Origin of the sequence: Escherichia albertii (assembly GCF_028622335.1) — a bacterium.
Classification (GTDB): Bacteria; Pseudomonadota; Gammaproteobacteria; order Enterobacterales; family Enterobacteriaceae; genus Escherichia; species Escherichia albertii.
The window spans coordinates 653,049-665,843 of sequence record NZ_CP117568.1 but is presented as its reverse complement, the minus strand read 5'-3'; the positions used below and the strand labels follow the sequence as shown (position 1 = coordinate 665,843).

General features: G+C 49.5%; 11 protein-coding genes. 4 read left to right on the top strand and 7 right to left on the bottom strand.

Annotated features, from left to right (window positions below; translation table 11 throughout):
• Positions 1 to 10 precede the first annotated feature (10 nt).
• Positions 11 to 226, bottom strand: coding sequence for a transcription modulator YdgT (gene ydgT / locus PS053_RS03170; protein ID WP_000217948.1), 216 nt, complete (start codon positions 224 to 226; stop codon positions 11 to 13).
• Positions 227 to 498: 272 nt separating this feature from the next.
• The gene (gene blr / locus PS053_RS03165; protein WP_032275219.1) at positions 499 to 624 is read right to left on the bottom strand and encodes a division septum protein Blr; all 126 of its coding nucleotides are present in this window, start codon (positions 622 to 624) and stop codon (positions 499 to 501) included.
• Positions 625 to 866: 242 nt separating this feature from the next.
• On the opposite strand from blr, the gene PS053_RS03160 reads away from it, so the two are divergent.
• Positions 867 to 1,907 (top strand): oxidoreductase, encoded by a 1,041-nt coding sequence (locus tag PS053_RS03160; RefSeq protein ID WP_059253429.1) that lies wholly within the window; start codon positions 867 to 869, stop codon positions 1,905 to 1,907.
• 97 nt (positions 1,908 to 2,004) lie between these two features.
• Here PS053_RS03160 and add read toward each other — a convergent pair whose 3' ends face one another.
• The 3 genes from add to malX all read right to left on the bottom strand — a co-directional run bounded on the left by add (position 2,005) and on the right by malX (position 5,883).
• Positions 2,005 to 3,006 (bottom strand): adenosine deaminase, encoded by a 1,002-nt coding sequence (gene add / locus PS053_RS03155; protein WP_000567526.1) that lies wholly within the window; start codon positions 3,004 to 3,006, stop codon positions 2,005 to 2,007.
• A 102-nt stretch (positions 3,007 to 3,108) separates the two neighbouring features.
• Positions 3,109 to 4,281 carry a bifunctional maltose regulon transcriptional repressor/cystathionine beta-lyase MalY gene (gene malY, locus PS053_RS03150; protein ID WP_256878965.1) on the bottom strand — a complete coding sequence of 391 codons (1,173 nt, stop codon included), beginning with the start codon at positions 4,279 to 4,281 and terminating at the stop codon, positions 3,109 to 3,111.
• A gap of 9 nt (positions 4,282 to 4,290) precedes the next feature.
• Positions 4,291 to 5,883, bottom strand: coding sequence for a PTS maltose transporter subunit IICB (gene malX / locus PS053_RS03145; protein ID WP_256878966.1), 1,593 nt, complete (start codon positions 5,881 to 5,883; stop codon positions 4,291 to 4,293).
• Between the two features lie 175 nt (positions 5,884 to 6,058).
• Here malX and PS053_RS03140 point away from each other — a divergent pair, with 175 nt between their 5' ends.
• Both PS053_RS03140 and hdhA read left to right on the top strand, forming a co-directional pair.
• Positions 6,059 to 7,087, top strand: a complete 1,029-nt coding sequence (locus PS053_RS03140; protein WP_256878967.1) for a Mal regulon transcriptional regulator MalI — start codon at positions 6,059 to 6,061, stop codon at positions 7,085 to 7,087.
• 109 nt (positions 7,088 to 7,196) lie between these two features.
• Positions 7,197 to 7,964 carry a 7-alpha-hydroxysteroid dehydrogenase gene (gene hdhA, locus PS053_RS03135; RefSeq protein WP_059224378.1) on the top strand — a complete coding sequence of 256 codons (768 nt, stop codon included), beginning with the start codon at positions 7,197 to 7,199 and terminating at the stop codon, positions 7,962 to 7,964.
• A gap of 197 nt (positions 7,965 to 8,161) precedes the next feature.
• On the opposite strand, the gene PS053_RS03130 is transcribed toward hdhA, so the two are convergent.
• Positions 8,162 to 9,670: a YdgA family protein gene (locus tag PS053_RS03130; RefSeq protein ID WP_256878968.1), complete on the bottom strand. Its 1,509-nt coding sequence runs from the start codon at positions 9,668 to 9,670 to the stop codon at positions 8,162 to 8,164.
• A 100-nt stretch (positions 9,671 to 9,770) separates the two neighbouring features.
• The gene (gene manA, locus PS053_RS03125) at positions 9,771 to 10,946 is read right to left on the bottom strand and encodes a mannose-6-phosphate isomerase (protein WP_273774649.1); all 1,176 of its coding nucleotides are present in this window, start codon (positions 10,944 to 10,946) and stop codon (positions 9,771 to 9,773) included.
• 197 nt (positions 10,947 to 11,143) lie between these two features.
• Between manA and fumB the strand changes: the two genes are divergently transcribed.
• The gene (gene fumB / locus PS053_RS03120; RefSeq protein WP_000066651.1) at positions 11,144 to 12,790 is read left to right on the top strand and encodes a class I fumarate hydratase; all 1,647 of its coding nucleotides are present in this window, start codon (positions 11,144 to 11,146) and stop codon (positions 12,788 to 12,790) included.
• Positions 12,791 to 12,795: the final 5 nt, after the last annotated feature.

Here is a 12,795-nt window from a genome sequence, read left to right as displayed (position 1 = left end):
GCTACTTTCTTTATTGAACGTAATGCCAGACAGACTTCGGAACCTGACCGAGGTCAAACAAACGCCCGCCAGAGACCAGTTCTGCGCGACGATGATCGGCTGCACGGTACATATTTATAATGTCCAGATCGTCCGTCAGGGTGTAATTAAGGTGATCGTAGAGTTTTTCCAGGCTTTCAAGTGAACTGATTTTACGAAATTTTAATAAGTAGTCCTGAACAGTCATAAATGATCCATAAAATAACTAATACCATCGGGGTAGATATTATTTGTAATGACAAAAATTCACCGAAGGTGAACACTTGTGCAATAGCAATAATAAGACTGCGCTAATGCAAATATTCAGGGAATAAATACTGCTAAGAAAAGAGTAACGTGCTTTACTCCCCCTGACAATCGTTAACAACGCCGAACAAGATAATAAATTCCTGGTTTATATAGCCAATAAGTTAGACATGCGCCCAAAGGGGCTGCATGTTGTTCTGCAAGAGCAGAGGGCTATTTGTGCTGTACCGGGGCACTCTGCTCAGGTGGCTGGTAGTTGTCGATGTGACTGGCCACGCCAAGAAGAATGACTGAAATGGTAAGAACGATCCAACCTGTTAATTCAATAAGACGATTCATTACTGCCCACATCTATGTTGATTGATCCATTAACGACAGAGCATAAATGTTACTTAGCAATAATTGCTCCAGCAAGATTTTTGCCAATGTTTTTACGACATTTATCTTTAATCCTGGGAGAAATCGCTATTTCTTTGACTTAAGTTAAACAACGACCTGGCGATGCCGGCAGGTTATTAAATTGTTGTGAGCGGGTAAAGGATAGTGTCAAATAGCGATCTACTTCACTGAGGGGCGATGACATGAGCGACAACATTCGTGTTGGGTTGATTGGGTACGGCTATGCGAGTAAAACCTTCCATGCGCCCTTAATTGCGGGTACGCCCGGGCTGGAGCTGGCTGTGGTTTCCAGTAGCGACGAAACAAAAGTAAAGGCCGACTGGCCGACGGCTGCGGTTGTCCCTGAGCCGAAGCATCTCTTTAATGATCCCAGCATAGATTTAATTGTCATTCCTACCCCCAACGATACCCATTTTCCGTTAGCCAAAGCAGCGCTGGAAGCGGGAAAACATGTCGTTGTCGATAAACCTTTTACCGTGACACTGTCACAAGCGCGGGAGCTTGATGCGCTGGCAAAGCGTGTAGGGCGCGTGCTGTCGGTCTTTCATAACCGCCGCTGGGACAGTGATTTCCTGACGCTGAAAGGACTGCTTGCGGAAGGCGTACTGGGTGAAGTTGCTTACTTTGAATCTCACTTTGACCGTTTTCGCCCACAGGTGCGCGATCGCTGGCGTGAACAGGGCGGTCCTGGCAGCGGTATCTGGTACGATCTGGCGCCGCATCTGCTCGATCAGGCCATTATGTTGTTTGGTTTACCGATCAGTATGACAGTGGATTTAGCGCAATTACGTCCAGGGGCGCAGTCGACCGATTATTTTCACGCTATTTTGTCCTATCCACAGCGACGGGTTATTTTACATGGCACTATGCTGGCGGCGGCAGAGTCTGCGCGCTATATCGTTCACGGGTCACGTGGCAGCTATATTAAATATGGTCTTGATCCGCAGGAAGAGCGTCTGAAAAATGGCGAACGATTGCCGCAGGAAGATTGGGGCTATGATATGCGTGATGGCGTACTGACGCGAGTCGAAGGTGACGAACGTGTCGAAGAAACGCTGCTGACGGTGCCGGGAAATTATCCGGCTTATTACGCGGCTATTCGTGATGCATTGAATGGCGACGGCGAAAATCCGGTTCCGGCAAGCCAGGCCATTCAGGTGATGGAACTTATTGAACTTGGTATCGAATCCGCCAGACATCGCGCGACGTTGTGCCTGACGTGATTATTGATTTTGTTGACCGGATAGGGCGTTACGCCGTATCCGGCGATAAGTTTAATGCCTGATACGACGCTGGCGCGTTTTCTCAGGCAGCACGCTCTTATTTTGTAGCTACTTTTTCCCGCAGCGCACGTTTCTCATCAGCACTTAAAAAAGCCATCTCCAGACCGTTGATTTGTGCCTGGCGAATTTGCTCGCGGGATAATCCTGCAGCAGGTGCGGCAATAGTATATTCATGAATGATATCTACGCCCTGTACACCAGGATCGTCGGTATTAATGCTGGCGCGTATGCCATGCTCAAGGAACGTTTTCAACGGATGCGCCTGCAGAGAAGCCACGGTGCTGGTCTGAATGTTCGAAGTCAGGCAGGATTCAATACCAATTTGTTGTTCGGCGAGGAAATCCATCAGCGCCCGATCTTCAATCGCTTTCACACCATGACCAATACGCTCCGCGCCCAGTTCACGAATGGCTTGCCAGATGCTTTCCGGCCCGGCGGCTTCGCCAGCGTGAACAGTAATATGCCAGCCTGCATCACGTGCGCGATTAAAATGGGAAAGGAACAGGTTCCCCGGAAAACCCAGCTCATCGCCAGCTAAATCCAGCGCGGTAATCTGGTCGCGGTGGGTCAGAAATGCCTCCAGTTCTTGCTGGCAGGCGGCTTCGCCAAAAGTCCGGCTCATAATCCCGATGAGTTTCGCTTGTACGCCAAAGGTGCGGCAACCTTCGCGTACGCCATCAATAACCGCTTCGACAACGCCAGCAACAGGTAACTGATGCGCCATCGCCATGTAACCCGGCGAAAAACGCAGTTCAACATAATGCAGGCCGTTACGGGCAGCATCTTCAATGTTTTCAAACGCAACTCGGCGGCAGGCGTCAAGAGACGCCAGAACTTTAACGCCCCAGTCAAGTTTGGTCAGAAAGCTAACCAGATCGGGTTCGTTGGCGGTGACCTGAACGTGGGGGATCAACGTTTCCAGAGATTGTGCAGGAAGCGAGATATTATACTGGCGGCCAAGTTCAAGGATGGTCTGGGGGCGAATGTTGCCATCAAGGTGGCGATGAATATCAGTTAATGGCAGGGTGGTATCAATCATGGTCGCACTCTTTTTCTGGGTATAAAAGTGCGCATCATTATAAAAACAAAACAGGGTAAAAATCTATGTTGCGCAACGATTATATTCGTTGCGCAATCATAATCAGCGTACGGCGCGGATGGCGTTAATCAACCCGGCGACGCCTTTCTCCAGTTTTGAACGCGGACATCCGGCATTGAGACGTACAAAGCCGCGACCTTCTTCACCATAGGTATATCCTGGCATAATCGCCACTTTTTCTTGCTCAATCAGGGCTCTTTGCAACGCGTTGTTGTCTATATTCAGTGGCCGGAGATCAAGCCAGGCCAGATAAGTGGATTGTGGAATTTGCCAGTTTAGCTCCGGGAATGCGGTATTCATCGTATCTGCAATATACGTCAGATTGTCTTTCAGATAGACGCGTAAGGCATCCAGCCACGGTGCGCCTTGCTGATAGGCGGCGATATGTGCGGTAAGCGCCAGTACGGCAGGCGAAGATAACCCATCACGACCTTTCAGCGCCGATAAGTACGCTTCGCGGCTATCGCTATTTTCAATAATCCCGTAAGCACCTGTCAGGGCGGGAATATTGAAGCTTTTTGAGCCTGAGGTCAGTAGCGCCCAATTTCCGCGCGCCACGTTGCTCCAGGGAATATGTGGTTGCTTGCCCCACACCATATCCATATGAATCTCATCGGAAATGACTCGCACACCATGACGTTCGCACAGATCGGCCATTGTCTCCAGCTCATCGCAAGTCCAGACTTTGCCGGTAGGGTTCTGCGGACTACACAGGAGCATAATTTTACACTCCGGTTGCGCCAACACAGCTTCCAGTTTATCCATGTCACAAAACCAGCCATCAGCCCGCTTCTCTAAAGCAACGGGCATCACTGTGCGTTGATTACCCTCAATGGCTTTGTAAAATGCGTCGTAGGCAGGGGTATGGATCACCACACCTTCGCCGACTTCAGACCACTGACGAATCAGCTCTGACACCATATAGATAACCGAAGGGCCATACACCACTGACTGCGTATCAATGGCAGTGTAATGTTGCGTTGAAAACCAGTGAGCAATTGCCGCAAGAAACTCATCGTTTTTCCAGCGGCTGTAGCCAAAGACACCGTGCATCAGGCGCTGATTCAGCGCCTCAATAATGCAGGGAGCAGTGGCAAAATCCATGTCTGAAATCGTGAACGGCAACAGGTCAGCACTACCGAAACGATCGGCGACATAATCCCACTGCGTACACCATGTGCCATGACGATCCACGACCTTTGAAAAATCGAACATATCTTATCCTTATGCCTGAACAGCGCGCATCAGACCGTCCATTTCATCTTTCACCGACTGAACTTGCGGCCCGATAACCACTTGCAGGTTATGTTGATTAAGTTGTACTACGCCAATGGCTCGATTGTCCTTCAGCGCCTGTACATTAACAAGCGACATATCTTTCACTGACAAACGCAGACGGGTAATGCAGTTATCGAGGCTGACAATATTGTCGGCGCCGCCGAGGGCTTCAAGGATTGCTGGTACGTTATAGCCCGATTTACCCGGAGTACCGGCAACGGCTTTTTCAATTGAACTGGCGGCTTCACTGTCGCGACCCGGCGTTTTCAGATTGAAACGAGTGATAGCGAAACGGAAGATGGCGTAGTAAACGACAAACCAGATTGCCGCAACTACTGGCACCATGTACCACTTGGTAGACAAGCCATGCAAAATACCGAACACCACAAAGTCGATGATATTGCCGTCAGTGTTACCGATAGTGACGCCGAGAATGGACATCACGGTAAAGCCGAGGCCGGTTAACAGCGCGTGGATCACATACAGAACAGGAGCAACAAAGAGGAACAGGAATTCCAACGGTTCGGTCGTACCACCAACGACACAAGCAATCAGACCAGAAATCAGCAGTCCTTTAATTTTGTGGCGATTTTCCGGGCGAGCGCAGTGATACATTGCTAATGCCGCTCCTGGCAGGCCGCCGAGGAACGCAGGCATTTTGCCCTGAGAGAGGAAACGCGTAGCGCTTTCAGAGAAACCTTGAGTGGTTGGGCAGCTTAATTGCGCCTGGAAGATAGTCAACGCGCCGCTTACGGTTTGACCACAAACTTCCTGCGTACCGCCTGCGTCGGTAAAGCGAATTAATGCCACCAGAATGTGATGCAGACCAAACGGCAGCAGCAGGCGCTCGCCAGTACCAAACAACATCGGCCCGAAATCGCCTGCGTTGTTGATCATATGGCCTAAGCCACTAATACCCATGGCGAAAATCGGCCAGACCAACGGAATAACCAGTCCGATAAGCCCCATTACCAGCGAGGAGATAATCGGCACGAAGCGCGTACCGCCGAAGAATGCCAGTGCATCCGGCAGGCGGATATTATGAAAACGCTCATGCAGCATCCAGACGATAATACCGGCGATCACCGCACCGAGGATCCCTGTGTCGATCGACTGGATCCCGAGAATGCTTTGGATGTTATTGGCTTTCAGAACGGCGGCATCAGCGGTTGGCAGAATGCCTTTATTGGTCAACCAGAAGTTAACTGCCAGGTTCATCACCGCGTAGCCAACAAAACCGGCAAATGCTGCTACGCCTTTGTTCTCACGCGCCAGCCCCAGAGGGATCGCGATACAGAACATTACTGGCAGAAAGCTAAAAGCGAATGAACCAATCTTACTCATCCAGGTAAAGATGGTCTGCAATACAGGGTTGCCCAATGCCGGGATCAGAGTGATAACATCGTGGCTACTGAGAGAACTGCCAATCCCCAACATAATGCCGCAGAACGACAGTAACGCGACAGGTAACATGAAGGTTTTGCCTAACTGCTGGAAGAATTCCCACAGTGTGACTTTCGGTGCTGTTTTCGCCGTCATAAAACGACTCCTCGTTAAGAACAGTCTGGGGTCAATAAGTTGCGCGAGAAGATAAAACGTTTTATCAAATTTTAGTGCGGCACAAATCACATTACGCAACGATAATAGGGCGTATAAAAGCAAATAATTGATAAAACGTTTTATCTGTCACATAACCAGGGAGAGAGTCGTCCGCATGGCTACCGCCAAAAAAATCACCATTCATGATGTTGCGCTGGCCGCGGGTGTGTCAGTGAGTACTGTTTCGCTGGTGCTGAGCGGCAAAGGGCGGATTTCTGCTGCGACGGGTGAACGGGTAAATGCGGCTATTGAAGAGCTTGGGTTTGTGCGTAATCGTCAGGCATCAGCGCTTAGGGGCGGTCAGAGTGGCGTCGTTGGTTTAATTGTTCGTGATTTAACCGCGCCGTTTTACGCTGAATTAACCGCCGGGCTGACGGAGGCGCTGGAAGCGCAGGGGCGGATGGTTTTTTTGCTACATGGCGGTAAAGACGGTAAACAACTGGCTCAGCGATTTTCCTTGTTGCTGAACCAGGGCGTTGATGGTGTGGTGATCGCCGGTGCGGCGGGAAGTAGTGATGACCTGCGGCGCATGGCGGAAGAAAAAGGTATCCCGGTTATTTTCGCTTCGCGCGCCAGCTATCTTGACGATGTTGATACTGTTCGACCTGACAACATGCAGGCGGCGCAGTTATTGACTGAGCATCTTATTCGTAGTGGGCATCAGCGTATCGCCTGGCTGGGAGGGCAAAGCTCTTCTCTGACTCGTGCGGAGCGGGTTGGCGGCTATTGTGCAACTTTATTGAAATTTGGCCTGCCATTTCACAGCGATTGGGTCGTTGAGTGCATCTCCAGCCAAAAGCAAGCCGCGGAAGCCATCACTGCTCTTTTACGTCATAACCCGACCATCAGTGCTGTGGTCTGTTATAACGAAACTATTGCCATGGGCGCGTGGTTTGGTTTATTGAGAGCAGGGAGGCAAAGTGGCGAAAGCGGAGTGGATCGTTATTTCGAGCAGCAGGTTTCGCTGGCGGGATTTACTGATGTGGTGCAAACAACGCTTGAGGATTTACCTATTATCTGGGCCAGCACGCCAGCACGGGAACTTGGCTTTACGCTTGCCGATCGCATGATGCAAAAAATTGGTCACGAAGAGAATCACTCACGAAACCTGATTATTCCAGCACGGCTTATTACGATGAAATAACCCACATGTTATCTGCTATACCTGGTAGTGTCTTTTCTCTGAGGATAGTGCTAAAAACGTCGCACACAGGCGGTGTTTTTTATTTTACTGACGTTCACAGGAGGTTTATGTGTTTAATTCTGACAACCTGAGACTCGACGGAAAATGCGCCATCATCACTGGCGCCGGGGCTGGTATTGGTAAAGAAATCGCCATCACTTTCGCTACCGCAGGCGCATCAGTGGTGGTCAGTGATATTAATGCCGACTCAGCGAATCATGTTGTTGAGGAAATTCATCGCCATGGCGGGCAAGCATTTGCCTTTCATTGCGATATTACTTCCGAACAGGAGCTCTCCGCTTTGGCTGACTTTGCCGTCAGTAAATTGGGCAAAGTTGATATTCTGGTGAATAATGCCGGTGGTGGCGGTCCTAAACCGTTTGATATGCCAATGGCGGATTTTCGCCGTGCTTATGAGCTGAATGTTTTCTCATTTTTCTACCTGTCGCAACTTGTTGCACCGCAGATGGAAAAAAATGGCGGTGGTGTTATTTTGACCATCACCTCTATGGCGGCAGAAAATAAAAATAAAAACATGACCTCTTATGCGTCATCTAAAGCTGCTGCCAGCCATCTGGTCAGAAATATGGCTTTTGACCTTGGCGGAAAAAATATTCGGGTTAATGGCATTGCACCAGGTGCAATACTGACTGATGCCCTTAAATCCGTTATTACGCCAGAAATTGAACAGAAAATGTTGGAACACACGCCGATCAGACGCCTGGGCAAACCACAGGATATTGCTGATGCAGCGCTGTTCCTTTGTTCTCCGGCAGCCAGTTGGATAAGCGGACAAATTCTCACTGTCTCTGGTGGTGGGGTACAGGAGCTCAACTAATATGCTGGCAGGTCGGTAAACAACCATGTATTTCACGCATCCTGATCTTTTCTCTCCGCGGGTTGATGATGACCGTGTCCACGTTTAGTACCTTCACTCCGCTGTATAAGAAAGGTTTCTACTGAGTCGTGAAATTCTGCTAATTGTCATCAGCCTTAAATGCCGGAGAGAAAATTCTCCGGCATTCTGGACGTGAGTTACTGCTGTGGGATTGCCGGTACGGCCGGAACGGTAAGTGCTGGTATCGCAAACATGCCAACAAACTCTTCCAGAGGCATTTTCTGACCATTCAACGTGATCTGACCGTTAGCATATTGCAGGCTGGTGGTGATGACATTGTCCTGCAGAGTGGTCAGACGGAACATCTGGCCCATTGCCGAGGCGCCTTCAACTTGCTGCTGTGCCAGTTTTTTAGCTTTATCTTCTTGATAACCTTCCAGTTTTGCTACCTGTGTCATCAGTTCAGTTGCCATATCGACCGGAATGGTTAGTTTTGCATCCAGCGATTTTACTGAGCGGTCAACTTCCTGCGCCAGCGTTTGCGGCGCTTCTTTAGTCGTTGCCGGATCTTTCAAGAACAGCGATAGATTCAGCGCGCTTTCTCCCTGACTGTTTTTCCAGCTTAATGGCGCGACAGTAATCATCGGATCGCCTTTCAACATCAGTGGCAGGGCGTTAAAGAAAGCTTCTGTCACTTTCTCCTGATAAAGCTCGGGATTATTGGCAATTTCTGGCTGTGCCAGCAGCGCCTGAGTTTGAGCATTATATTGTTGACTAAACTGATGCCAGGCTTCGCCGTCAATCTGGCCCACTTTTAAGGTTAGCTTGCCGCTCCCCAGATCCTGATTCTGTATTTTCAGGCTATTTAGCGAGTAATCCAGTTGGCTATTGATCGTTTTGCCGTCGTTTACAAGGTCTGATTTACCGCTGATCTCCATGCCTTCCAGCAATGCCAGCTCTTTACCTGCAACGGAAATAGTCATTTTTTCCAGCGACAGTTTTTGATTGCCTACACGCTCACCAAAACTTGCCAGCGTGCTGGAGCCGTCAGTTTTGAGATTATTAAAGGTCAACTGTACTTTCTGGTTGTACTCATTAACGGCGTCTATAATGCCGCTTTGCGCTTCTCCAGACAGAGAGATCGCTTTTCCATCTTTGTCGGCATTTAGTTGAAATTCACCGCCGCTAAAAGCAACTTTCTCGCCTTCTTGCTCGTAATTCAGTGGTTTGAGGGAAATATCAGAACTGGAGTCGCCGTTATAACCGATACGGGAATTAATCACAAAAGGTGTTTCACCTTTTGCCATCTCAAACAATGGGTTAGTGACGTTGGTATTGACTAGCGTCGTTTGAACTGAGGCCATCGACGGAATTAAATTCAGCTTTTTAAGCTGAGCCAGAGGGAAGGGGCCGTGGTCGATATTTTCGTTGAGGATGACGCTCTGCCCGCTTTTAATCCACGGATTTTCTTTGCCAGCAACGGGTTTCACAACTAACTGCAACTGGCTACTGAATACGCCGCGATGATAGTTTTGATAGCTGACTTCGAGGTTGGATTCAGGCGCTGTCAGTTTAAGTTGCGTATTCGCCTGCGCAACCATCTCTTCGAGATGCGTTTCCAGTTTCTTGCCTGTGTACCACGCGCCGCCTGTCCAGACTACGCCGAGCGCAACAATGACGCCTACCGCTACCAGCGATTTTTTCATAATGATTATCCGTAAAATGAAATCAGGCGGACTGGCCGCCTGAAAGTGTTATAAGCCTTTAATAAGCTTAGCAAGAGATGTTAACTATTTCAGTAAGCTCTTACAGTTTGTTGTAAACCCGGGCTAAACGGCCATGGCCTTTGACCTTGACTGGTGACTCATTGGCGGCAATAAACGCTGATTCGCCAGGTTTAAGCAGCAACTGCTGAGAGTCTTTATTTAGCGTGGCTTCGCCTTCTACGCAGAACAGAATCGCCGCGCTTTGTTGACCGATAGTGCACTCTTTATCGTTAAGGTCATGCAACGAGAAAGCAAAATCATCAACCGGGATCGGGAAGTCCAGCTCTGCGCCATGTTTTACTGGCTTGGTCAGCAACTGATTGGCTGGCTTAGCTTCGAACTTAACGTTGGCGACCAGTTCCGGGATATCAATATATTTTGGCGTCAGCCCCGCACGTAGCACGTTATCGGAATTCGCCATCACTTCCAGCGCCACGCCTTGCAGATAGGCATGTGGCGTTTCGGCGAACAGGAACATGGCTTCACCTGGATTCAGCTTCACCACATTCAACAGCAGCGGGGAGAACAGGCCGCTGTCATCCGGGTAAAATTCAGAAATTAAACGAATCGTTTGCCATGGTTCACCCTGTTGACTGTGGAGCGCCGATTTTAAAATCGCCAGTGCACGGGATTTCTCTTCACATTGCATATTTAACAGGCTGGCGAACAGTTCGCTTAAGCGTTCGGCATTGGGCTGCTGTAAAAAGTGAGCAATGGCTGGATGCGCATCAGCGACTGGCTGGAGCAGAGAAACAATCTCGGAGAACTCACGAAACGCGTTCATCGCGAGGAAAGGGGTCAGAGCAAAAACCAGCTCCGGCTTGTGGTTCAGATCTTTATAGTTTCGCTCGGCGGCATCCATTGGGATACCGGCGGCATTTTCTTTGGCAAAACCGATTTCAGAATTGCGTTTGTTCGGATGAACCTGAATGGAGAGCGGCTGGGCTGCGCATAATACTTTGAACAGGAAAGGCAGTTCGCCAAAGCGCTGGGCAACAGCCTCTCCCAAAAGAGTGGATTTATTGCTTTCAATTACATCGCGCAGTGAAACAACCTCTCCGGCGGCGTTGTGCACACGTGAACTGCTCTTGGGATGTGCGCCCATCCATAATTCGGCCATCGGTTGGTTGGACGGATTCTCCATGCCATAAAGTTCAGTTAACGCTGTTTTGCTTCCCCAGGCATAGTTTTGCACTGAGTTAATGAGTTTTTGCATTATCAATCCCTGTTAGATATGGACATTAATCCCGTTATTAAAGCAAGAATCCCACAGGAAGTAACCTGGAGCCGCAAAAAGTCGTGCCAGTCTCAGTTTTTGTTAAAAAAGTGTGTAGGATAATGTAACTCGCTTTTAACAGGGCAATGGAACACTCGCCCAGAGCATAACCAAACCAGGCAGTAAGTGAGAGAACAATGTCAAACAAACCCTTTCATTATCAGGCTCCTTTCCCACTCAAAAAAGACGATACCGAGTACTACCTGCTGACCAGTGAACATGTCAGCGTATCTGAATTTGAAGGACAGGAGGTTTTGAAAGTCGCGCCAGAAGCGTTAACGTTGTTGGCGCGTCAGGCGTTTCATGATGCATCATTTATGCTACGTCCGGCCCACCAACAACAGGTTGCCGATATTCTGCGCGACCCGGAAGCTAGCGAAAACGACAAATATGTGGCGTTGCAATTCCTGCGCAACTCCGATATTGCCGCGAAAGGTATTCTGCCAACCTGCCAGGATACCGGCACAGCGATTATCGTTGGTAAAAAAGGGCAGCGTGTATGGACCGGTGGTGGCGATGAAGCGGCGCTGGCCCGCGGCGTGTACAACACCTATATTGAAGATAACCTGCGTTACTCACAAAACGCGCCGCTGGATATGTATAAAGAGGTGAATACGGGGACTAACCTGCCAGCGCAGATCGATCTTTATGCCGTTGATGGTGACGAGTACAAATTCCTCTGTATCGCCAAAGGGGGCGGTTCGGCAAACAAAACGTACCTCTATCAGGAAACCAAAGCGTTACTGACGCCGGGAAAGCTAAAAAATTATCTGGTTGAGAAAATGCGCACGCTGGGTACAGCGGCATGTCCTCCGTACCACATTGCGTTTGTCATTGGCGGCACTTCGGCGGAAACCAACCTCAAAACCGTAAAACTGGCGTCGGCGAAATACTATGACGAGCTGCCAACGGAAGGGAATGAGCACGGTCAGGCGTTCCGCGATGTAGAGCTGGAAAACGAATTGCTGCTTGAAGCGCAAAATCTTGGACTCGGCGCCCAGTTTGGCGGTAAATATTTTGCTCATGACATTCGCGTTATTCGTCTGCCGCGTCATGGTGCATCTTGCCCGATCGGTATGGGCGTCTCCTGTTCCGCTGACCGTAATATCAAAGCGAAAATCAACCGTCAGGGGATCTGGATCGAAAAACTGGAACATAATCCAGGCAAATATATCCCGGAAGAGTTGCGTAAAGCGGGAGAAGGCGAAGCGGTGCGCGTTGATCTTAATCGCCCAATGAAAGAGATCCTCGCTCAGTTGTCGCAATATCCCGTTTCTACGCGTCTATCGCTGAACGGCACCATTATTGTCGGTCGCGATATCGCCCACGCTAAACTGAAAGAACGTATGGATAACGGAGAAGGGCTGCCACAATACATTAAAGATCATCCGATTTACTATGCGGGCCCGGCAAAAACGCCGGAAGGTTATGCCTCCGGTTCTCTCGGCCCAACGACTGCCGGACGGATGGATTCCTATGTTGATCAACTGCAAGCGCAAGGCGGAAGTATGATCATGCTGGCGAAAGGCAACCGCAGCCAGCAGGTGACCGATGCTTGTAAAAAACACGGCGGTTTCTACCTCGGCAGTATCGGCGGCCCGGCAGCGGTACTGGCGCAAGGCAGTATAAAGAGTCTGGAATGTGTTGAGTATCCTGAGCTGGGAATGGAAGCTATCTGGAAAATAGAAGTGGAAGATTTTCCGGCGTTTATTCTTGTGGATGACAAAGGAAATGATTTCTTCCAACAAATACAACTCACGCAGTGTACCCGCTGCGTGAAATAAACAGA

Excerpts from the sequence above, each read along its gene's own strand:
- ydgT (WP_000217948.1), bottom strand. The coding sequence starts at position 226 with ATGACTGTTCAGGACTACTTATTAAAATTTCGTAAAATCAGTTCACTT.
- blr (WP_032275219.1), bottom strand. The coding sequence starts at position 624 with ATGAATCGTCTTATTGAATTAACAGGTTGGATCGTTCTTACCATTTCA.
- PS053_RS03160 (WP_059253429.1), top strand. The coding sequence starts at position 867 with ATGAGCGACAACATTCGTGTTGGGTTGATTGGGTACGGCTATGCGAGT.
- add (WP_000567526.1), bottom strand. The coding sequence starts at position 3,006 with ATGATTGATACCACCCTGCCATTAACTGATATTCATCGCCACCTTGAT.
- malY (WP_256878965.1), bottom strand. The coding sequence starts at position 4,281 with ATGTTCGATTTTTCAAAGGTCGTGGATCGTCATGGCACATGGTGTACG.
- malX (WP_256878966.1), bottom strand. The coding sequence starts at position 5,883 with ATGACGGCGAAAACAGCACCGAAAGTCACACTGTGGGAATTCTTCCAG.
- PS053_RS03140 (WP_256878967.1), top strand. The coding sequence starts at position 6,059 with ATGGCTACCGCCAAAAAAATCACCATTCATGATGTTGCGCTGGCCGCG.
- PS053_RS03130 (WP_256878968.1), bottom strand. The coding sequence starts at position 9,670 with ATGAAAAAATCGCTGGTAGCGGTAGGCGTCATTGTTGCGCTCGGCGTA.
- manA (WP_273774649.1), bottom strand. The coding sequence starts at position 10,946 with ATGCAAAAACTCATTAACTCAGTGCAAAACTATGCCTGGGGAAGCAAA.
- fumB (WP_000066651.1), top strand. The coding sequence starts at position 11,144 with ATGTCAAACAAACCCTTTCATTATCAGGCTCCTTTCCCACTCAAAAAA.